Below are 19,732 nucleotides of genomic sequence, written 5' to 3' on the forward strand. Positions count from 1 at the left end.
GGCTCGTCTGGTCATAGCATCGACGCCGGGCCGGCAAAAGCGGCGGGGCTTCGCTCTCCCGCGCTAATCGCCGTTCAGGACTCGAAGAGTTCCCAGGCGCGCGAGAAGAAGGTGTGGAAGAACACCAACTGCGCCACGCCGATGGCGGCGGCAGAGCGGCCCAACTGCCCCGGCTTGATATCGGGCAGGCCATGCCCAAGCGGCGGCAAGAGCGGCAGGCTCTGGCGGATGGCGCCGATCAGCCGGGCAAGGATGGGGTGCGGAAAGTCGCCGCCAATGACCAGCGTGTCCACTTCGACAAGGGCGCGCGTGGTCATGACCGTCTGCGCCAGGATATACCCCGCGTCTTCGAGCCAGGGCGCGACCACCGATTCGAGAGCGGGCCAGTCCCACTGCATGGGGTCGGGCGTTTCCGGCCTGATGCCGGCCGCTCCCAGCCTTTGGCAGAGCGCAAAAACAGAGGCCGCGAGGTGGGGAAAGGTGGGCTTGCCGTTGCTATCGACGGCGACGGTCGATCCGAGGTCGGCGGCATTTCCCGTGGGGCCATCCCAGAGCACGCCCTGCACCACGAGCCCTGCGCCGATGAACGTGCCCACGTGCAAATAGGCAAAGCCGGCTGGCCGGGGCGAGGCATGGAAGGCAATTTCACCCCAGGCCGCGGCGTTCCCGTCGTTGACCTCGTGAACCGGCAGGTCAAGCTTGCTGCCGAGGTAAGCGGCCATGTCGAGATCGGCCCAAGCCTGCATCTGGTCCGCCGTGGCCCCCATCCGCGTCAATGTCTGGCCGAACGTGCCGGGGGTCGCCAGGCCGATGCCGATGAACCGCTGGCGCTGTTCGCCGGATAATCCGGAGCTCAGGATGGCGACATCCTCCAGGAGCGCCGCGCCGATCGTCGCCGGATCGGGAAAGGGATAGGCGCGACGGCGGCTCGCAAGCACTTCGCCCGACATGGCGAACAGAACCACTTCGCTATGCCGCCAGCCCAACTCGATCCCGAGGCTGAACGCGCCCGTAGGGTTGAGGCGATAAGGCGTCGCCGGCTGGCCGCGCCGCCCACGCAACACCTCTCCGCGAATGATGAGATTGCGCTCCTCGAGGTCGGCCAGGATGCGCGCCGTCGTCTGAGGTCCCAGCCCGGTGATGCGCGCGATGTCGGCGTTGGAGCAGCCAGGAATGCCCGCCAGCAGTGTCATGACCGCGCGTTCGTTGGCCACCCGCACACCGGATTGAGCCACACCTTTGACGATCGGCTGGAAGGCGTCCTGATTCACTTTCTGTCGCATGGCGGTGACATAAGCCCGGAATGGTGCAGGACCGCAAGAACGGAATATTTACCCTAATCGCTCACCATTCGCAGGCCTCCTTGCGGGGTGGCAAACGGACCACGAACCGGCGAAGAAACGGACAGCAGCGCACATGGCCAGACTTCCAGCAAGCGATTCCGTCCTTTGCGGGCAGCTTCTGCTGATCGACCGTGAGGAGCGGACTGCCCGCCAGACCGGTGCCGCACTGAGTCGCGCCATGCTGACTGCGCCCGAAGTGGTCGTCGTCGAGGGCGGCCGCAGCGCTGCCGAGCGTCTGCGCCGCGAGCGATTCGATATCATCATCGCCGACCTCGAGAGCCTGGCTGACCTGGCCATGGGCATCGAGGACGCGATTCTGCGGCTGGTGAAACTGGCCCAGGGCGCCCTCATTCTCGCCATTGCCGATGGCGCCTCCGTGAGCACCGCCCTCGTGGCGATGCGCGCAGGTGCGCATGACTATGTCTCCAAACCCATCTCCCCCGAGGCCCTTGCTGCCCGGATCGGGGAACTCGCCCACCGGCACGGGCGCTCGCGCGCCCTGGCAGCCGAGCCGGCCACCGGGCCTGCAGTGGCCGATTTTGCAGGCTTTGTCGGCTCCTCAAGCGCCATGCAGTTTCTCTACGAGCAAATTTCGCGCGTGGCGGCTTCCGCCGCGCCGGTGTTCATCACCGGAGAAAGCGGCACGGGAAAAGACGTCTGCGCCGAGGCGTTGCACGCGCAGGGGCCGCGATCGAACAAGCGGTTCGTCGCCATCAACTGCGCAGCCATTCCCCGCGACCTCATGGAAAGCGAGTTGTTCGGTGTGACGCGCGGAGCGTTCACCGGTGCGCACGAAGACCGCAAGGGCGCAGCAGAACTGGCCGACGGCGGCACGCTCTTTCTCGACGAAATCGGGGAGATGGACCTCTCCCTTCAGTCCAAGCTCCTGCGCTTTCTCCAGACCGGCATGGTGTCGCGCGTCGGTGAGGTTGCCGCCCGCAAGGTCGACGTCAGGGTCATCTGCGCCACCAATCGCAATCCCATGCAGATGATCGCCGACCGGCTGTTCCGGGAGGATCTGTTCTACCGGCTGCACGTGCTGCCGATCCATCTGCCACCCCTGCGGCAACGGCCCACCGACATCATGGTCCTGGCCCGTCATTTCCTCGCGCGCTATGCGGCCGAAGAGCACAAGCAGTTTGCCGGCTTTTCTGCCGATGCGGCACAGGTGCTGGCCGGTGCGGAATGGCCGGGCAATGTGCGCCAGCTGCAGAACCTGATCCGCCGGATCGTGGTGATGTTCGATGGCGAAGAAATCGATGCGACCATGCTGATGGCCGCCGATATCGAATCGCAGGCCGCCGCCCCCTCCCCTGTCGAACCGCCTCGCCCGGACCGCAGCCGGCAGGTCCTGCCCATGTGGCAGCAGGAGCAGCGCATCATCGAGGACGCGATCGAGACGTTCGGCGGCAATATCTCCATGGCCGCAGCGGCTCTGCAAATCAGCCCGTCCACCATCTACCGCAAGCGGCAGAGCTGGGCCGAAATGGCCGTCGCCAGCTGAGCGCCTGCTGCCACGCGCTGACACGCGGACGATCCATCCTTCCTTCTGGCGCAGGGAGGAAGATGCATGACGACAGGCCACGTGTTCATCGGAACCAGCCTCGATGGGTTCATCGCCCGCAAGACCCACGATATCGCCTGGCTGACCGGTTTCCCGACCCCGGGCGAAGACCACGGCTTTGCGGCCCATATGGCGCGGGTCGACGGCGTGGTCATGGGGCGCGGAACCTATGACGCTATCAAGGAGATGCGGCCCTGGTACTACTCCAGGCCGGTCGTGGTGCTGAGCCGATCGCTCAAGCAGGCGGACGTGCCCGCGGAGATCGCCGACAAGGTGGAAATCATGGAGGCCACGCCGGCGGACGCAATGGCAGCGGTTGCTGGCCGCGGCTGGCGCCGCGTCTATGTGGATGGCGGCGCTGTGATCCAGTCGTTCCTCAGAGCGGGCCTTGTCGAGGATCTGGTGATCAGCCGTATCCCGGTCTTGATCGGAGACGGCATCTCGCTATTCGGAAAGCTGGAGCAGGACTTGTCACTCGAGCACGTGGAGACCCGGGCTTTCCCATCGGGTCTCGTGCAGTCGACCTATCGCGTGCGGGGCTAAGGCGTACTGGCTTGCTTGGCTCGCGACCGGTCGAGGCCCAGAATGTGCTCCCGCAAAATCACCGCGATCCCGGACGCGACGATGATCGCGGCACCCATCAGCATCGGACCGGTGGGGATGTCGGAAAAGACCACATAGCCGATGACGATCGTCAGGATCAGCGAAACATACTCGAAGGGCGCGATAACCGACATGTCGGCATAGCGGTAGCACGAGGTCAGCAGCAATTGCCCAATACCGCCCGCAATGCCGGCGCCGATCAGCAGCGCGGTTTGATCCGGCGTCGGCCACACCCAGCCCCAGGGCGCGGTCATCAGCGAGAGGATGCTGGCACTGATGAAAAAATAGGTGACGATGGTTTCGCTGCGCTCGGTCTGAACGAGGGCGCGCACCTGCAGCATGGCGAAGGCGGAGAAGATCGCGGCGCAAACGGCGGCCAACGCTCCGACCGCTTCGGCATCGGCAAGAGCCGGCCCGCCGGAAAAGACGGTCAGCCGCGGCCAGAGGATGATCAACACCCCGACCATCCCGATCAGCACGGCGCTCCACCGGAAGACATGCACGCGTTCATGCAGCAGCACGGCCGAGAACACCACGATCAGCAACGGCGCGGCATAGCTGATCGCCGTGGCCTCGGGCAGCGGGAGACGGGTCAGCGCGAAAAACCCGCAACTCATCGAGGCGACGCCGACGAGCCCGCGGATGACGTGCCCGACAGGCCGGGTGGTGCGGATGGCATCGCCGAGCCGTCTCTGCCACAGCAGCCAGGCGAGGACGGGAACAAGGGCGAAGAAGGACCGGAAGAAGACCATCTGCCCGGCAGGGATGGTCTCGGTGGCTTTGAGCAACGTGGACATCACCACGAAGAAGCACACCGAGAGGACCTTCAGGGTGATGCCCCGCAGGGGATTGTCCTGCCGGCCGACCGCGGGCACGGCAGCGGTTGGCGCAGCGCGTCCCCTCACCGGTCGGTTCTCCCCCTGCCCGCCCGCTAGTGGCCGGCGGCTTCCAGCTTTTCCTTGGCGATCCGGGCGGTGGCGAAGGCCTTGTGCTCCTCGCCAACGGCCGAACCGGTCTTGACGACCTTGCCGCTCGCATCCTGGATGGTCCACTGCCAGTTGGCATTGGGGCCGACGCCGCCCGTGCGGCGCAATTTGATCTGGTATTGGGATTGTTCGCTCATGGCTCGCCTTATGCCGCAGTGCAGTGGCGGAAGGAAGAGGCAATAGCGCTCGCGCGCGCTACACGTCCGAAATCTGCAGCTTCACCCGATCGCCTCCAAAGGTGATGAGGTCTCGGATAGCCTCGAACTGTCCTTCGGCGTAAGGGTAGTACCAGGCTTCGTCGACACCATCGGCGGTCAGCGTCTTGACAGTATAGAAGTGAGCCTGCCCCAGCGCCTCGTCGTCCTTGGTGGTGTCCGAGGCTTCAAGGATACCCGGGTGGATGTCTTCGAGCGGCATGAAGACACGCACAGGGTGCCCCGGACGCTCCAGCTGAACGGCCCGAATGGTTTTGGCAATCTCGGCATCGTCGAAAAAGATGTGCACCCGTCCCGTGACAGGCGTGATGGTCGCAGAATGGTCTTGAACTGGGCTCATATTGGCATCTCTTTCGTCGTTTTGTCTGTGAAGCACAACGCACGAGCAAAAACTCCGTTCACGCGCCCTTGACTCCTCCCGAGCCCGGTCCCTATATCCCGGCCATCCTGTTAGCACTCCCCTTTTTCGAGTGCTAAGAGGGCCGAAATTGCATTGAACAGATGCCACAAGGAGCAATCATGAGCTTCCGTCCCCTGCACGACCGCGTGGTCGTCCGTCGCGTAGACAGTGAAGAAAAGACCAAGGGCGGGATCATCATTCCCGATACCGCCAAGGAAAAGCCCTCCGAGGGCGTGATCGTTTCCGTGGGCCCCGGCGCCCGCGACGAGAACGGCAAGATCAACGCGCTGGACGTCAAGGCCGGCGATCGGGTGCTCTTCGGCAAGTGGAGCGGCACTGAGGTCAAGCTGAATGGCGAAGACCTGCTGATCATGAAGGAAAGCGACATCATGGGCGTGATCGAAGCCTAAGCCGCTTCTCGCGTTCGTTTTTCTTTCCTCCCCCTCACCAGATATTCTCAAGGAGCCATAAATGGCCGCCAAGGAAGTCAAGTTCTCTACCGACGCCCGCGAAAAGATGCTGCGCGGCGTCAACATCCTCGCCAATGCGGTGAAGGTCACGCTCGGCCCGAAGGGTCGTAACGTCGTTATCGAAAAGTCGTTCGGTGCCCCGCGCATCACCAAGGACGGCGTCTCGGTCGCCAAGGAAATCGAACTCGAAGACAAGTTCGAGAACCTGGGCGCGCAGCTGCTGCGTTCGGTCGCGTCCAAGACCAACGACGTTGCCGGTGACGGTACCACCACTGCGACCGTTCTGGGCCAGGCCATCGTCGTCGAAGGCGTCAAGGCCGTCGCCGCCGGCTTCAACCCGATGGACCTCAAGCGCGGCATCGACCTGGCCGTCGCCGAAGTCGTCGAGCAGCTCAAGGGCTCGTCCAAGAAGATCACCTCCTCGTCCGAAGTTGCCCAGGTCGGCACCATCTCGGCCAATGGCGAGAAGGAAATCGGCGACATGATCGCCGAGGCGATGCAGAAGGTCGGCAACGAGGGTGTCATCACCGTCGAGGAAGCCAAAACCGCCGAGACCGAACTCGATGTCGTCGAAGGCATGCAGTTCGACCGCGGCTATCTCTCGCCCTACTTCGTGACCAACGCCGAAAAGATGACCGCCGTCCTCGAGGACCCGGTGATCCTGCTGCACGAAAAGAAGCTCTCGAACCTGCAGGCCATCCTGCCGATCCTGGAAAGCGTCGTTCAGTCCCAGCGTCCGCTGCTGATCATCGCCGAGGACATCGAGGGCGAAGCCCTTGCGACCCTCGTCGTCAACCGTCTGCGTGGCGGCCTCAAGGTTGCTGCCGTCAAGGCTCCGGGCTTCGGTGATCGCCGCAAGGCCATGCTCGAGGACATCGCCATCCTGACCGGTGGTCAGGTGATCTCCGAAGACCTCGGCATCAAGCTCGAGAACGTGACCATCGACATGCTCGGCACGGCCAAGCGCGTCGAAATCACCAAGGAAAACACCACCATCGTGGACGGCGCCGGCTCGACCGACGACATCCAGGGCCGCGTTGGCCAGATCAAGGCGCAGATCGAGGAAACCACCTCGGACTACGACAAGGAAAAGCTGCAGGAACGTCTCGCCAAGCTCGCCGGTGGCGTTGCCGTGATCCGCGTCGGCGGCTCGACGGAAGTCGAAGTCAAGGAACGCAAGGACCGCGTCGACGACGCGCTCAACGCAACCCGCGCTGCCGTTGAAGAAGGCATCGTGGCCGGTGGTGGCGTCGCCCTCCTCCGTGCTTCGGCCAACATCAAGGCCAAGGGCATCAATGCCGACCAGGATGCTGGTATCGCCATCGTCCGTCGCGCCCTGCAGGAGCCCGTCCGCACCATTGCCAACAATGCCGGCGCCGAAGGCTCCGTCGTCGTGGGCAAGATCCTCGAGAACAGCGCTCCCAGCTTCGGCTACAACGCTGCCACCGACGAATATGGTGACCTGGTTGCGCTCGGCGTGATCGATCCGGTCAAGGTGGTCCGTCACGCCCTGCAGGACGCCGCTTCGGTTGCCTCGCTGCTGATCACCACCGAGGCGACGATCGTCGAGGCTCCCAAGGACGCAGCGCCGGCAATGCCGGGCGGCGGCGGCATGGGCGGCATGGGCGGCATGGATTTCTGATCCACGCCGCGCACACAAGCTTCGAGGATCGTTTCTTCCCAGTCACGATCTTCGTGGAAAGTCCCGGTGGCAACACCGGGACTTTTTTGTTGCCTGGCCCCGCACTACTCTCTAACCGAATCAGGAGGAACCACCATGCGCACTCCCCATCGCGGCTCGGCCCGCGACACGGCCGAAGCCGCCTTCAAGAAGGTGACCAGTCCGGCGCCCGCGCCAAAGCCGAGCCAGTCCGCTGCCCCGCCGGAGGGCAAGGAACTTGTCTCGCTGCGGCTCGACCGCGCGGTGCTGCAGCACTTTCAGGACGATGGCCCCGGCTGGCAGGACAGGATCAACGCCGCGCTGCGCGTCGTTGCCGGGCTGGATAAGGCCTAGCCCCAGACCAGGAGCCGGATGGCGAGCGCCACCGACACCACGACCACCAGCGGCCGGATGACCCGGGCGCCGTAGCGGATGCCGGTGCGGGCGCCGATATAGCCGCCCACGATCTGGCCCAGCGCCATGACCAGCGCCACTGGCCAGAGCACCTGCCCCTGCGGGATGAAGATCACCAGCGCTGCCAGGTTGGAAACGAGGTTGAGCGCCTTGGTGCTGCCGGTCGCCCGCGTGAGGCCCAGCCCGAACAGCAGGACGAAGCCGATGGTGAAAAACGAGCCCGTTCCGGGGCCGAAAACCCCGTCATAAAAGCCGAAGGCGAACCCCATCACTGGAACGAAGGCCGCAAAGGGCAGCCGCGCCGCCTTGTCCGCATCCGACAGTTTTGGCGCGAACAGGAAGTAGAGCGCGATCCCGATCAGCGCGACGGGCACCGCCACCTTGAGCAGGGATGTATCAAGCGCGCTGACGGTCAAGGCGCCGGCGAGGCTCCCCACGAAGGTGATGGCCACGGCAGGAAGCAGGCGCTTGAGGTCGATGTAGCCGCGCCGCCAGTAGGTCAGCGCCGCCATGGCGGTTCCCACGATCCCCTGCATCTTGTTGGTCGCCAGGGCCGCCACGGGCGGAATGCCGGCGGACAGAAGGGCCGGAAGGGCAACCATGCCCCCGCCCCCGGCGATGGCGTCCACAAAGCCGGCCAGCATGCCGGCGCCGCCCAGGGCGAGGAGGGTCAGGGGGTCAAGCATTGGCCGTTACACTTTTTCGACTATTCCGCGGCTAGTGTCGGCGGAGGGGAATCGAAAAGGACCACGCGTGACACAGCGATACAGGGGCAATTCTGTAGCCGTGATCCTGCCGTGCTACAACGAGGCATTGGTGATTGCCTCGGTGATCGCAAGTTTTCGCCAGGCGCTGCCCGAGGCGCAGATCTTCGTTTTCGACAATGCCTCGAGCGACGGCACGGAAGAAGCCGCACGGGCGGCCGGCGCGGTGGTGCGGCAGGTGACGCAGCGGGGCAAGGGCAATGTGGTGCGGCGGCTGTTCGCGGATGTGGACGCGGACATCTTCATCATGGCCGATGGCGACGGCACCTATGAAGCCCAGCAATGCCGCCGCATGGTGGACAAGCTTCTCGACAACGGTCTGGACATGGTCGTTGGCACCCGCGTCCCGGTCGGGGCTGGCGGGGAATATCGGCCGGGCCACAGACTGGGCAATCGGCTCCTGACGGGCACGGTCGGCCGCATGTTCGGTCCGGGCTTTACGGACATGCTCTCGGGCTACCGGGTGCTGTCGCGGCGCTTCGTCAAATCCTTCCCTTCGCTCTCGCGCGGGTTCGAGATCGAAACCGAACTGACCATCCATGCGCTGGAACTGCGCGCCCCCTTTGGCGAGGTGCCCACCGCCTATGGCAGCCGCGTCGAGGGTTCCCGCTCCAAGCTCAGCACGGTGCGCGATGGCCTGCTGATCGCCGAAGCCATCGTGCGGCTTTTCGTGCGGGAACGGCCGCGCCAGCTCTATCTCGCGCTGGCGACCATCGTGGCGATCGTGGCCCTGCTCCTCGCCATTCCGATCTTCATGGAATATGTCGAGACGGGCCTCGTGCCGCGCTTTCCCACGGCCATACTGGCTGGGTTGGGCATGATCGCGAGCCTAGTGCTGGCGGCGACGGCGGTGATCCTCGACAGCGTGGTCACGGGCCGCACCGAAGCCAAGCGGCTGCGCTATCTCGAAATCGCCGGCCCCCGGGCGGCAGACGCGTCATGACGCGGCGCTTCCTGCCCTTCGCCTGTGCCGGCACCATCGGCTTCGCTGTGGACGCCATGCTTCTGATGCTGTCACAGGCCTTCCTGGGGCCCTTCGCGGGTCGGCTGGTTTCGGTTCTGGGCGCATTGCTCGTCACCTGGTCCATCAACCGGCGCTTTGCGTTCGCCGATCGCGCCAGCGACACCGCCAGGCTAGCGGAATTTACGCGCTATGGCCTCGCCATGTTGCCCGGAGCGACCGTCAACTGGCTTTGCTACGGGTTTGTCGTCGCAATGCTGCCGCGGGGCGAGGTCACCCTGCTCCTGGCCCTGGCCATCGGGAGCCTGGCTGGCCTTGGGACGAACCTCACCGCTGCCAACTGGCTGGTGTTTCGCATTCAGCGCTAGAGCGCCTTGCCAGGATCGGCCGGCTGGCCTTCGGCCGGATCAGCCACGGCTGGTTTGGACGACGGGACCGGACGCAGGCCGGCATAGACGATGGTGACCACTCCCGCCAGGACGAGCAGCACGATCAGGGCGGTTTCGACCGGATCCATCACGATGGGATTCGGCCGTGGAGCCCGATCTGCTCAAAGAGAGCAATAAAGGCGTCGCGCTTGTTTTCGGTAACGGCCGCGCGTGCGGCGAAGAGGCACGCTTGGCTTTTCAGCATCACCCCATCTTCGAGGACCCGCAGCCCGTTGGCGGCGAGGGTCGAGCCGGTCGAAGTGATGTCGACCACGATATCGGCCACCCCGGACGCCGGGGCCGCCTCGGTCGCTCCGAGGCTTTCCACGATCCGATATTCGGCGATGCCGGCGCGGGCAAAATGCTGTCGCGTGATGGTGACGTATTTGGTCGCAATGCGCATCCACCGCCCATGACGGGACCGGAAGTCGGAGGCGACGTCGGCCAGGTCGTGCATGTGCGTCACGTCGATCCACGCATCAGGCACGGCGACGACCACGTCGGCATGGCCGAAGTCCAGTTCGCCTGCGGCCAAGACCGACTGCGGCCCTTGCTCGCTGGTTTCGTGGATCAGATCGAGCCCCGTGACACCAAGGTCGATCGTGCCGCGGATCAGTTCGCGCGCAATCTCGGACGCCGGGAAAAACCGCACCGTGATGTCGGGCGCGCCTTCCACGGCGCCGAGGTAGGAGCGAGCCCCGCCCGGACGCGTGATGGTGAGGCCACGCGAGGCAAACCAGTCGCGGGTCAGTTCCTCGAGGCGTCCCTTGGATGGTACCGCCAAAGTGAGCGTGGTCATCGAGCCGCCTCCGCTTCAAGCCGGTCCACCCATAGCGCGCATCCGGAAGCAGCGATGGGAGCGGTGGCGCCGAGCCGCTCGAGCAAGCGGTCATATTGGCCACCAGAGGCCAGCACGGCACCGCCCGCCCCCCGCATTTCAAAGACGATGCCGGTATAGTAGTCGAGCCTGGGGGAGAAGCTGGCATCGAAGACGACCCGGGCTTCGCCGAGCTGGTCGAGGTGGCGGCGCAGCGTACGCAAGGGCGCGCCAAGCATCAGGCGGTGCTTGTCGGCCAATTCCTCGATCTGGCGCAGTGCCGTCAGCACATCGCCTGAGATGGCCAGGTAGTCGCGCAACAGGGCCAGGGTTGCGGGCGGCACCTGCGCCGCATCGAGCGTCTGCTGCTCAAGATAGCGTCGCGCGATTTCCTCGGGCGTCCGCCCCTCGGAGAGGCTGAGACCCGCCGAAACCATGCGGGCGGTAATGTCTTCCACCAGATCCTCCAGCCGCGCATTCTCCGCTCCGGCGGTGTCGGGAGCAGCTTCAAGCCGCGTCAGCAGCCGGCTCATCGCTTCGGTATGGCCGAAACGGTGGCGAATGCGCGGGCGCCAGGCGTCCGGCATATCCGCCTGCACCAAAAGCGCCTCGAACAGCCCTACCCCACCGAGCCGCACTTGCGGCACCACGCCGTAAATCGAAAGGGCGGCCCGGGCGAAGGTGAGAACCTGGTCCAGCGCGATGTCGCCATCGGGCTGCGCCAGAAGTTCCACGCCAGCCTGCTCGAACTCGGCCGGTCCGGTGTCACGCTGGCGAAAGATGGGCCCCAGATAGGAAAAGGCCGCCGGTATGCCTGCCCCGTTGGCGATGTAATCAGCCACGATGGGCAGGGTGAAATCGGGGCGCAGGCAATATTCGGCCCCGGTCGCGTCGGTTGTCAGCAGCAGGCGGCGGCCGAACTCTTCTCCGGCCAGATCGAAATAGGGGTCGGCCTTGAGCAGCAGCGGCGGCGTGGCGCGACAGCCGCCCTGGGCTTCAACGAGGGATTCAAGCTGGGCGCGGCGATAGGCGGCGTTGGTCATGGAGCTTGCTCCCGCCCAACAAAAGCTGAGAGCCAGCTCCCTCTCCCCTGAGGGGAGAGGGTTGGGGTGAGGGGTTCACTGTCCCGGAAAGACCGCAATACTGAACCCCTCACCCGCCGCTTCGCGGCGACCTCTCCCCTCAGGGGAGAGGCGAAAACCGAGCGCGTGACCGGGACGGTGCGCATCATTGCTCGCTCAGGAGCTTCTGGACGGCCGAGACAAGCTCTTCGCGCTTGATTTCGAACTGGCCGGGGCGGGCAGCTTTCCATTCGGCATTGTCGGTAATGTCCTGGGCCGCCTGCTTGCCGGCGATCAGGTCCTTGACCTGCAGGATACCCTGCTCGCGCTCCTGGCTGCCCTCGATGATGACGATGGGCGAGTTGCGCTTGTCGGCATAGGCGACCTGCTTGCCGAAGTTCTTTGTCGACCCCAGGAACATCTCGGCGCGGATACCGGCTTTCCGCAGCTCGGATACCATCGCCTGGTAGCCAGCGGTCTGATCCTTGTCCATCACGAGGACAACCACCGGCCCCTGCGGTTCGGTGGCGCCAAGATTGCCAGTGAGCTTCAGGGCATTTGCCAGTCGCGACACGCCGATGGAAAACCCAGTCGCCGGCACCGGTTCGCGGCGGAAGCGGGATACCAGGCCGTCATAACGGCCCCCACCGCCGACCGAACCGAAGACCACGTCCTGGCCCTTTTCGTTCTGCACCTTGAAGGTGAGTTCAATCTCAAAGACCGGGCCGGTGTAATATTCGAGACCGCGGACGACTGAGGGGTCGAGGACGACGCGGCCGGCAAAACCAGCGGCACTGACGAGGCCGAAAATGGAAGCCAGTTCCTGCACCCCCTCAAGACCTGCTGCAGAGCCGCCGATCAGACCCGCCAGGGTGTTGATCGTGGCCACGACATGGGCATTGCTGCCCTTTTCGACGCCGGGAGCCGGGACGCCGCTGTCGACATAGGCGAGAATAGGGTCGATCTGTTGGTCGGACAGGCCCGCGCCTTTGGTGAAGTCGCCGCTTTCGTCCTTTCGACCAGCGCCGAGCAGCAGGCGAACGCCATCGGATCCGAACTTGTCGAGCTTGTCGATTGCCCGCAGCACCGTCAGCTTCTGCTCCTCGGAGACAATTCCGGCGGTAGCCAGCACGCCATCCAGCACCTTGCGGTTATTGACCCGCACAACGTACTGGCCCTCAAGGCCGAGGGCGTCCATGACGTCGGCCATCATCATGCACATTTCTGCGTCCGCTTCCGGACCCGGTGCGCCGACGGTGTCGGCATCGAACTGCATGAACTGGCGGAAGCGGCCGGGGCCGGGCTTTTCGTTGCGGAACACATAGCCCTGCCGATAGGAGCGATACGGCTTGGGCAGGGTCTCGAAATGTTCGGCGAAATAGCGGGCGAGCGGCGCAGTGAGGTCGTAGCGCAGGCTCATCCACTGCTCGTCGTCGTCCTGCAGGGAGAAGACGCCGGCGTTGGGCCGGTCGGTATCGGGCAGGAACTTGCCGAGCGTCTCGGTATATTCAAAGAGCGGGGTTTCGACCGGGTCGAAGCCATAACGCTCATAGACCTGCTTGATCTTGTCGATCATGGCTCCAACGGCCGCGATTTCGCCGGGCGTCCGGTCTTCGAAGCCGCGCGGCAGACGGGGCGTGATCAGCTTGGTTTTTTCGGCCATGGGGAAACCTGCTCAAAGTCGCGCCGTTCCTAGCTCATAGGGGGGCGCGAAACAACATTGGTAGGCGGGAAAAGGCAGCCGGACACGCCGGCTGCCGCGTTCGTCATCTGATCCAGCGCAACCGTTCGGGATCAGGCGGGCTCAAGGAGCCGGTATGCCAATGGGCGGTCTCATTGAGCGGTGGCAGGCCGAGGTCGGCACGCAGGCTCTGCGGGACCTGACTTAGACGAGGCGGCCGCTGCCACCAGGCGGCGAGTGCTGCGCCCAGAACGGGGAACAGTCCCCGCTGGTGAACAGCGTCAGCAATTGAAAATTCCAGACGCAGCACCACGCTGCGCCCGTCGAATGCGTGAGTCGACATGGCGGTGTCCGAACGCCAAAAGCGTCCGGCCTCTGGTTGGAGTTAAAGAGCGCAGAACAAGGCGCGATGCGGCTTGCTCGGGCAACTCAGGGTTGGAGAAAAGTCCGGGGCCCTCAGGGCCTCAACGCGTCGGCAAGAGTCCTATACGGCCTTGCGATGAAGCGGGCAGCTCCAGGTTTGGCGATTGAGCAGTGCAGCCATGTAGCGCCTCCTGATGCTGGGGGTTGCGGACGCCTCACACCTAACTCACGGCTTTGTGAGGAACAACTGCAGAAATGACAGATTGTCGCAGCACCATGCTCATGTTGCCCCTGCGCAACACCGGTTCCCGATCGCAAGACCGGCGAGGTCATCTTCTGCGAGTGCCAGACGTTTACCGGCTGCTAACCAGGCGCCTTGAGATCGCGTTTGCAGGTTCTGCGGCAGATTGAATGTCCGGACAATCGAGAGTGGACGTCGATGATAAAGCGTGTGGGCCAGTTCTTCGCCACCATCGGGCTTGCCTTGGTTGGCCTCTTGTCGTCTGCACAGGCGCAGACGGATTTCGCGCCGGGCTGGCGCTTCAATCCTCCGCCAGGGCTGACCGTAGCGGACACCCGCCCGCGTCACCATCTGGCCCTTCAGTCGAGCGGCGTCGTCAGCCCCGTCTATCTCCGTCAGGTCGTGGCGTACCGGACCGAGCAGCGCGCCGGCACCATCATCATCGATACGCGGGCGCATTTTCTGTATCTTGTGCTGGGGGAAGGCCGGGCGCTGCGTTACGGCATTGGCGTGGCACGATCGGGCTTCGAGTGGGCTGGCACGCACCGCGTCACCCGCAAGGCCGAATGGCCCGGCTGGACACCGCCCGCGGAGATGCGGCAACGCCAGCCCGGCCTGCCGGCGCACATGAAGGGCGGCCTGGATAATCCGCTGGGGGCCCGGGCGCTCTATCTTGGGTCGACCCTGTATCGCATTCACGGGACCAACGAGCCCTGGACGATTGGCAGCAATGTCTCGTCAGGCTGTATCCGCCTCACCAACGAGGATGTCATCGATCTTTACGGCCGCGTGAAACTCAACAGCAAAGTGGTGGTCCTTTAATAAGGATTTTGCCCGAAAGTGGCGCGAACGCTGCCGGAGCGGTGGCTTGATGGTGCGCCGATGCTGAGACTTGTCCCGGTCCTGAGACGTTTCGCCCGCGATGAACGCGGCGTGTTCGCCGTCCTTTTCGGCCTCATGGCCATCGTCCTCATCGCCATGGGCGGCGCGGTGGTGGATTATGTCTCGCTCGAGCAGACCCGAAGCCGCGCACAGACCGCACTCGACGCCGCCGCGCTGGCGCTTCAGCCGGAGATTTTCAAGTCCACCTTCAATGCCGAGACCGTGCGCCAGCAGGCCGAGGCGATCGTGCTGGAGCGGATCGGCGATACCGAGGTGGACGCCAGCGTCGACGACATCGAGGTCAACATCGCGGACGGCTCGCTCTACCTGCGCGCCGAATTCACCATCCCGACCATGTTCGTGTCCCTGGTGGGCGTGAACACGCTCAGCGCAGCCGTGCAGTCGGAAGCAACGCGGAAGATGCTGGAGCTGGAGGTTGCGATGGTGCTCGACAACTCCGGCTCCATGGGCAGCTACAGCCGCATGACCTACCTCAAGCAAGCTGCCGCCTGCGCCACGCGGACGATCTTCTACGGTAAAGTGGACAGCAACTGCAACGTCGCGTCCGGCACACCCAAGCTCGACAAGGTGAAGATCGGCATCGTCCCCTTCACCATCATGGTGAATGTCGGCACTCAATTCGCCAACGCCGCCTGGCTCGATTGGACCGCGCAGGGCGCGCTCGCCAAGCTCAACTTCGACAACGACGACGACAGCACCAACGCGTTCCCAGGCCCAGTCGATCGCAAGAACCTCTTCACCCAGACAGGGACATCGTGGCGGGGGTGCGTTGAAGCGCGGCAGGCGCCTTACGACACCAACGACACACCACCAACCACCGCTGCCACAAAATTCATACCGATGTTCTCGCCCGACACGGCGACCGGAAACTACAACAGCTATCTCAGCGACACCGGCGGAACATGTCAGGTGAAGACCTGCACGCAGAAGGTCGTCCAGAACAACTGCACTTACTGGTGGGGCGGCTACAGCTGCAGCGGGCCTACCATCACCTCCTACACAAAAGTCGTGGGATCGGTGACCACGACACCTGGCACATCCTGCATTCCCTCAAGTCCCGTCACCTTGAGCGGCCCCAGCACGTCGACGTCCGGCAGCTCCCGGACCACCACGACGACCTACAGCCTGCTGACGGAACGCGAACTGCAGGAGCGGCTATGCAAGTACAACGGTGTTGCGGTTTCAGACCGGAGTACTTCGGGTCCGAACGCCAATTGCCCATATGTTGAAATATTGCCTCTCACCAGCGACGACACGGCCGTGCTCAACCGGATCAACACGATGAACGCCGACGGCGGCACCAATATCCAGCAGGGCGCCATGTGGGGCTACCATGCCCTATCCAATGCGGAGCCGCTGACGCAGGCCGCGCCCTACTCGTCTGGCGCCGTGTCAAAGGTCATGATCCTGATGACGGACGGCTTCAACGAGCCCGACTATCGACGCTACAGCGACACCTGGAACGGCACCGCCATCTACGGCTCATGGGGCTTCCGCAAGGATGGTCGCTTGCCAGATACCGATGGCATTATCGGCAATGAGAACGAGTACGGCGCCCACAACAGCAAGGCGGACATGACTGTCACAATGGACCAGAAGACGGTCCAGACCTGTGCGAACGCCAAGGCCGATGGCATTCGCGTCTACACCATCGGCCTGAACCCGCCCAGCCAGGCCACCCGCGACATGCTCACGTCCTGCTCGTCCGGAGACGGCTACTACTTTTTCCCGAACAACCCGAGCGAGTTGGTTGACGTGTTCGCGCAGATCGCGAACCAGTTGACGCAACTTCGCCTGGCGCTCTGACACTCTGGTGGGGGGAATGGTACCGCCTCCCCGGATCGAACGGGGGACCTCTAGATCCACAATCTAGCGCTCTAACCGACTGAGCTAAGGCGGCACATCGTGACGGGTGGCGAATGCGCCCTCCCGAAAACGGGCGGAACATAGGTCGAGACGCCCGCGATGACAAGGCCGTTTTTCGCCTGTGGAGAGACTGGCTTTTTCTTCATCCCGCCATGATTTGGCCTGTGGCCTCGTGACCATTCCTTAGGACGTGCGGTTTAACCATTCGGGCCAAAGCATCCTCCGCTTGTGCTGCGGAGGGTGGATTCAGCGCAGCGCGCATTATATTGAAGAACACTTAAGGAACTTCGCACCTTGTCCCATTCTGGCACAGGGGTTCCCGCCAGAACAAAGGCAGTCCATGAATGACCGGTGGACCACATTGCCGAGTGCCCGGGACGTGCTGCAGCATGCCGATGACACGCGTCCGGCTTGGCTGTGGTCGCAGGATGGGCACGAGTTGCTGTGGTCCAACGCCGCGGCGGGCCTTTTCCTGGCCAAGCTCAAAAAGCACGGGCTGAAACGCGCGCCCCTCGCGATCCCGATCAAGGGGCAGGTTGCCCGCATCATCCGGTTGGGCACGATCGGCCGCTCAAGCTTGGCGCGTATCCAGTTTCTCGCGGGCGAAAAACCTGTTTCGCTCACCTGTGCCACCACGCCGCTTGCCTGGCACGATGGCGAGACGGCCCTCTTGATCGTCGGCGTCGATCCGATTGCCGATGAGATTCTTGAGGCCGCTGCTGCTGCGGGCGCGGATGCACAAGCTGAACCTGAGGGCATTGACCTTCCGGCCAAGGCGGAAGAGCAGCGACCCGAGCCAGTTGAACCTGTCTTGCCAGCCCCGCAAGATCTGGACGCCGGACTGGCCTACTCCGACGAACTCGAGAGCTGGCAGGCCGAGGCTGCCGAGACGGATGCGGATGCGCATCCGGAGCTGCAACCCTTCGAACCTCATGGGAACGACGCCCCGGCGGACTGGCAGCGCGTTCTCGACGAAGCGGAAGATGCTGCAGCCGCTTCGGAGGATGTGCGTCAGGAGCGTAAGACGGAACCGGCCAGCAGGGGCAGGCTCAGCAACCTGGTCGATCGCCTGCTTCAAGACGAGGACCTCTTTACCCCGCTCGGTGCCGACGACGACAGGGCTCCCGTGGCGCCGGCTTCCATCGAACCTGCTGAGGAAGCGCCAATGGTTGGCGAGGCTGCCGTGCCGGCCGTCAGCGATGCCGCGCAGCAGAACGAGAGTGCGGTCCAGGTGTTCTACCGGCTGACCGGGCGCGCCTTTACGCCGCACGAGGACAGCGCCGATGCCAGCCTTCCTGCGGAAGCGGATAAGGCCGACCATGCGGTCGAGCCGCCACCGGAAGACACGCACGACCGGGAGAGCGTCGAGCGGGTGTCGCGCTACAACTTTGACGAATTGTCTCGCATTCTCACCGACAGGATCGGTGAGCGAGCCCAGACGCCCCTCCAGGCGCCGGTGCCAAGCGTGCCTCAACCGGAGGCGCAGACGTCTGGAGCACTGGTCAATCTGGGTGCCGAAACGCTGGTGCTCAACCGCCTGCCACTCGGCATCCTGGTGTTCCGCGACCAGCAGATCCTCTTCGCCAACAGGGCCATCACGGAAATGGTGGGCTATGACTCGGTCGAGAGCCTGCGCGGAGCGGGGCTGGCAGCGGTGTTTCCCGCTGCTGGACCCGAAGGGCAGGATGCCGGACCGGTCAATCATCTGGTGCAACGAGATGGGACGCTGGTGCCGGTGACGGCCCGCCTGCAGTCGATTTCCTGGCATGGCCGCCCGGCCCTCATGCTGTCGGCCAGCGCTACCGAAGTGCGCACCGGCCACGAAGAGGCGGTGCGCGCTTTTGCCGAGGGTTACGCCGAGCTCCGGGGTGAAGGTTTCGTCGTCGCCGGCCGCAGCGGGACTGTGAGCGCCGCCAATGCTGCAGCTGCAGACCTGCTTACGGCAGGCAAGCCCATAACCGGACGGACCTTGGCAAGCCTCGTGGGCGATGAAGACGTTCTGGCGCTACAGGCGTTTCTTGAACGACCCGCCCGCTTCGCCGAAACCGAACGCCCGGCGGTGGCCCTCCGCTCAGGCGATGGGCGCGCCGACATCATCCTCTTCGCCCTGGGGCAGGCCGGGCTGCTCAGTGGGTACTTCGGCTTTGTCCGCGCGCGCACCACGCCACCGGCGCGGATCAATCCCACGCAGGAGTTCGACCCTGCCCTGCTCGCGCGGATCAGCCGCGGCGTGCGTCGGCCGCTCAACGCCATCATCGGCTTCTCCGACCTGTTGCGCGCCGAGACTTATGGCCCCCTCGGGGACGAGCGGTATGGCAGCTACGCCGAAGACATCCTGCGCGCGGGGCATGAAATTGCTTCCCTCGTCGATGAGCTGGACGACTACACCCGGCTGCGCGAGGGCCGGTACCTGCCGCAACGGACGATGCTGGATCTGACCAGTCTGCTCGAAGGATGCGTCGTGCGTATCCGGGCCCAGGCCAACGCCGCACGCGTGATCGTCCGCAACGCCATCTCCGAAACGTTGCCCAAGATCACCGCGGACCGGCCGTCTCTGATCCAGGCGGTGCTTAATCTGCTGGCCAGCGCCATCGACCAGACCCCCACCGGCGGTACGGTGGTCATATCGGCGCAGAAACTTGACGATGGCGGCATCGCCGTCCATGTCCGGGACAGTTCACTGCACTCGGTTGACATGGCGGAGCGCTTCGTGGTGTTCCGCGACGGCAGCGACAAGACCGGCCAGGCTCTGGCCCCGGTCCGCTCCAGCGTCGGCCTGGCGCTTACCCGTTCGCTTCTCGCGGTCAATGCAGTTTCCCTGTCGGTCGACCCGGCCGGGCGCGAAGGCATGCTGTTCACCCTCAAGATTCCGCCCGATCTTGTCGAGCACAAGAACGAGCGTTCGGAAGAGCAGCAAAACTAGGCACGAAAAACTCTCAACAGTGGTGCACGCCTGCGGCTCTTTGCCCTATAGAGGCAAAACGGCGCGCGC

Annotated in this window: 20 protein-coding genes and 1 tRNA gene; 10 read left to right on the plus strand and 11 right to left on the minus strand. The window is 64.3% G+C overall.

Annotation, left to right across the window (positions count from 1 at the left end):
• Nucleotides 1-74: 74 nt before the first annotated feature.
• Entirely contained in the window at nucleotides 75-1,283 is a 1,209-nt protein-coding gene (locus IC608_RS08765; RefSeq protein WP_191774579.1) for an ROK family transcriptional regulator, read from the minus strand.
• A gap of 133 nt (nucleotides 1,284-1,416) precedes the next feature.
• Here IC608_RS08765 and IC608_RS08770 point away from each other — a divergent pair, with 133 nt between their 5' ends.
• A complete protein-coding gene (locus tag IC608_RS08770; protein ID WP_191774580.1) occupies nucleotides 1,417-2,847 on the plus strand; it encodes a sigma-54-dependent transcriptional regulator in 1,431 nt (476 codons plus the stop codon).
• A 66-nt stretch (nucleotides 2,848-2,913) separates the two neighbouring features.
• A complete protein-coding gene (locus tag IC608_RS08775; RefSeq protein ID WP_191774582.1) occupies nucleotides 2,914-3,450 on the plus strand; it encodes a dihydrofolate reductase family protein in 537 nt (178 codons plus the stop codon).
• Here IC608_RS08775 and IC608_RS08780 read toward each other — a convergent pair.
• From IC608_RS08780 to IC608_RS08790, 3 genes are read right to left on the minus strand one after another with little or no spacing between them, the layout of a single operon-like run.
• Entirely contained in the window at nucleotides 3,447-4,415 is a 969-nt protein-coding gene (locus IC608_RS08780; protein ID WP_345890871.1) for a DMT family transporter, read from the minus strand. The two genes, IC608_RS08775 and IC608_RS08780, sit on opposite strands and share 4 nt — an antisense overlap.
• 26 nt (nucleotides 4,416-4,441) lie before the next feature.
• Nucleotides 4,442-4,633, minus strand: coding sequence for a hypothetical protein (locus IC608_RS08785; protein WP_191774584.1), 192 nt, complete (start codon nucleotides 4,631-4,633; stop codon nucleotides 4,442-4,444).
• Between the two features lie 58 nt (nucleotides 4,634-4,691).
• Nucleotides 4,692-5,051 carry a DUF427 domain-containing protein gene (locus IC608_RS08790; RefSeq protein ID WP_191774586.1) on the minus strand — a complete coding sequence of 120 codons (360 nt, stop codon included), beginning with the start codon at nucleotides 5,049-5,051 and terminating at the stop codon, nucleotides 4,692-4,694.
• 179 nt (nucleotides 5,052-5,230) lie between these two features.
• Here IC608_RS08790 and IC608_RS08795 point away from each other — a divergent pair, with 179 nt between their 5' ends.
• The 3 genes from IC608_RS08795 (at nucleotide 5,231) to IC608_RS08805 (ending at nucleotide 7,595) form a co-directional block, all read left to right on the plus strand.
• A complete protein-coding gene (locus IC608_RS08795; protein ID WP_191774587.1) occupies nucleotides 5,231-5,521 on the plus strand; it encodes a co-chaperone GroES in 291 nt (96 codons plus the stop codon).
• Between the two features lie 61 nt (nucleotides 5,522-5,582).
• Nucleotides 5,583-7,223 carry a chaperonin GroEL gene (groL, locus tag IC608_RS08800; RefSeq protein WP_191774589.1) on the plus strand — a complete coding sequence of 547 codons (1,641 nt, stop codon included), beginning with the start codon at nucleotides 5,583-5,585 and terminating at the stop codon, nucleotides 7,221-7,223.
• A gap of 135 nt (nucleotides 7,224-7,358) precedes the next feature.
• Nucleotides 7,359-7,595, plus strand: a complete 237-nt coding sequence (locus tag IC608_RS08805; RefSeq protein ID WP_191774591.1) for a BrnA antitoxin family protein — start codon at nucleotides 7,359-7,361, stop codon at nucleotides 7,593-7,595.
• Here IC608_RS08805 and IC608_RS08810 read toward each other — a convergent pair.
• Entirely contained in the window at nucleotides 7,592-8,341 is a 750-nt protein-coding gene (locus IC608_RS08810) for a TSUP family transporter (RefSeq protein WP_191774593.1), read from the minus strand. The two genes, IC608_RS08805 and IC608_RS08810, sit on opposite strands and share 4 nt — an antisense overlap.
• Nucleotides 8,342-8,408: 67 nt before the next feature.
• Here IC608_RS08810 and IC608_RS08815 point away from each other — a divergent pair, with 67 nt between their 5' ends.
• Nucleotides 8,409-9,362, plus strand: coding sequence for a glycosyltransferase (locus IC608_RS08815; RefSeq protein WP_345890872.1), 954 nt, complete (start codon nucleotides 8,409-8,411; stop codon nucleotides 9,360-9,362).
• Nucleotides 9,359-9,748, plus strand: coding sequence for a GtrA family protein (locus IC608_RS08820; protein ID WP_191774596.1), 390 nt, complete (start codon nucleotides 9,359-9,361; stop codon nucleotides 9,746-9,748). Before IC608_RS08815 ends, IC608_RS08820 begins: the two co-directional genes overlap by 4 nt.
• On the opposite strand, the gene IC608_RS08825 is transcribed toward IC608_RS08820, so the two are convergent.
• From IC608_RS08825 to IC608_RS08845, 5 genes are all read right to left on the minus strand, one after another.
• Nucleotides 9,745-9,900 (minus strand): hypothetical protein, encoded by a 156-nt coding sequence (locus tag IC608_RS08825; RefSeq protein WP_210316279.1) that lies wholly within the window; start codon nucleotides 9,898-9,900, stop codon nucleotides 9,745-9,747. The genes IC608_RS08820 and IC608_RS08825 overlap by 4 nt on opposite strands.
• The gene (hisG, locus tag IC608_RS08830; RefSeq protein WP_191774600.1) at nucleotides 9,897-10,607 is read right to left on the minus strand and encodes an ATP phosphoribosyltransferase; all 711 of its coding nucleotides are present in this window, start codon (nucleotides 10,605-10,607) and stop codon (nucleotides 9,897-9,899) included. The genes IC608_RS08825 and hisG overlap by 4 nt, the downstream gene beginning before the upstream one ends.
• Nucleotides 10,604-11,668, minus strand: coding sequence for an ATP phosphoribosyltransferase regulatory subunit (locus tag IC608_RS08835; protein WP_191774602.1), 1,065 nt, complete (start codon nucleotides 11,666-11,668; stop codon nucleotides 10,604-10,606). The genes hisG and IC608_RS08835 overlap by 4 nt, the downstream gene beginning before the upstream one ends.
• A 184-nt stretch (nucleotides 11,669-11,852) precedes the next feature.
• Nucleotides 11,853-13,349, minus strand: coding sequence for a histidine--tRNA ligase (gene hisS, locus IC608_RS08840; protein ID WP_191774604.1), 1,497 nt, complete (start codon nucleotides 13,347-13,349; stop codon nucleotides 11,853-11,855).
• 103 nt (nucleotides 13,350-13,452) lie between these two features.
• Nucleotides 13,453-13,710 (minus strand): hypothetical protein, encoded by a 258-nt coding sequence (locus IC608_RS08845; protein WP_191774606.1) that lies wholly within the window; start codon nucleotides 13,708-13,710, stop codon nucleotides 13,453-13,455.
• 459 nt (nucleotides 13,711-14,169) lie between these two features.
• Here IC608_RS08845 and IC608_RS08850 point away from each other — a divergent pair, with 459 nt between their 5' ends.
• Both IC608_RS08850 and IC608_RS08855 read left to right on the plus strand, forming a co-directional pair.
• On the plus strand, nucleotides 14,170-14,793 hold the full coding sequence (locus tag IC608_RS08850; protein WP_191774608.1) for a L,D-transpeptidase: 624 nt from the start codon (nucleotides 14,170-14,172) through the stop codon (nucleotides 14,791-14,793).
• Nucleotides 14,794-14,853: 60 nt separating this feature from the next.
• Nucleotides 14,854-16,680: a vWA domain-containing protein gene (locus tag IC608_RS08855; RefSeq protein ID WP_191774610.1), complete on the plus strand. Its 1,827-nt coding sequence runs from the start codon at nucleotides 14,854-14,856 to the stop codon at nucleotides 16,678-16,680.
• A 17-nt stretch (nucleotides 16,681-16,697) separates the two neighbouring features.
• Here the strand turns inward: IC608_RS08855 and IC608_RS08860 are convergent.
• Nucleotides 16,698-16,774, minus strand: a tRNA-His gene (locus IC608_RS08860).
• Nucleotides 16,775-17,080: 306 nt separating this feature from the next.
• On the opposite strand from IC608_RS08860, the gene IC608_RS08865 reads away from it, so the two are divergent.
• Complete coding sequence (locus IC608_RS08865; RefSeq protein ID WP_191774612.1) at nucleotides 17,081-19,663, plus strand: sensor histidine kinase; 2,583 nt, start codon at nucleotides 17,081-17,083, stop codon at nucleotides 19,661-19,663.
• Nucleotides 19,664-19,732: the final 69 nt, after the last annotated feature.

This window comes from Devosia oryzisoli (genome assembly GCF_014837245.1).
GTDB classification, from domain to species: domain Bacteria; phylum Pseudomonadota; class Alphaproteobacteria; order Rhizobiales; family Devosiaceae; genus Devosia; species Devosia oryzisoli.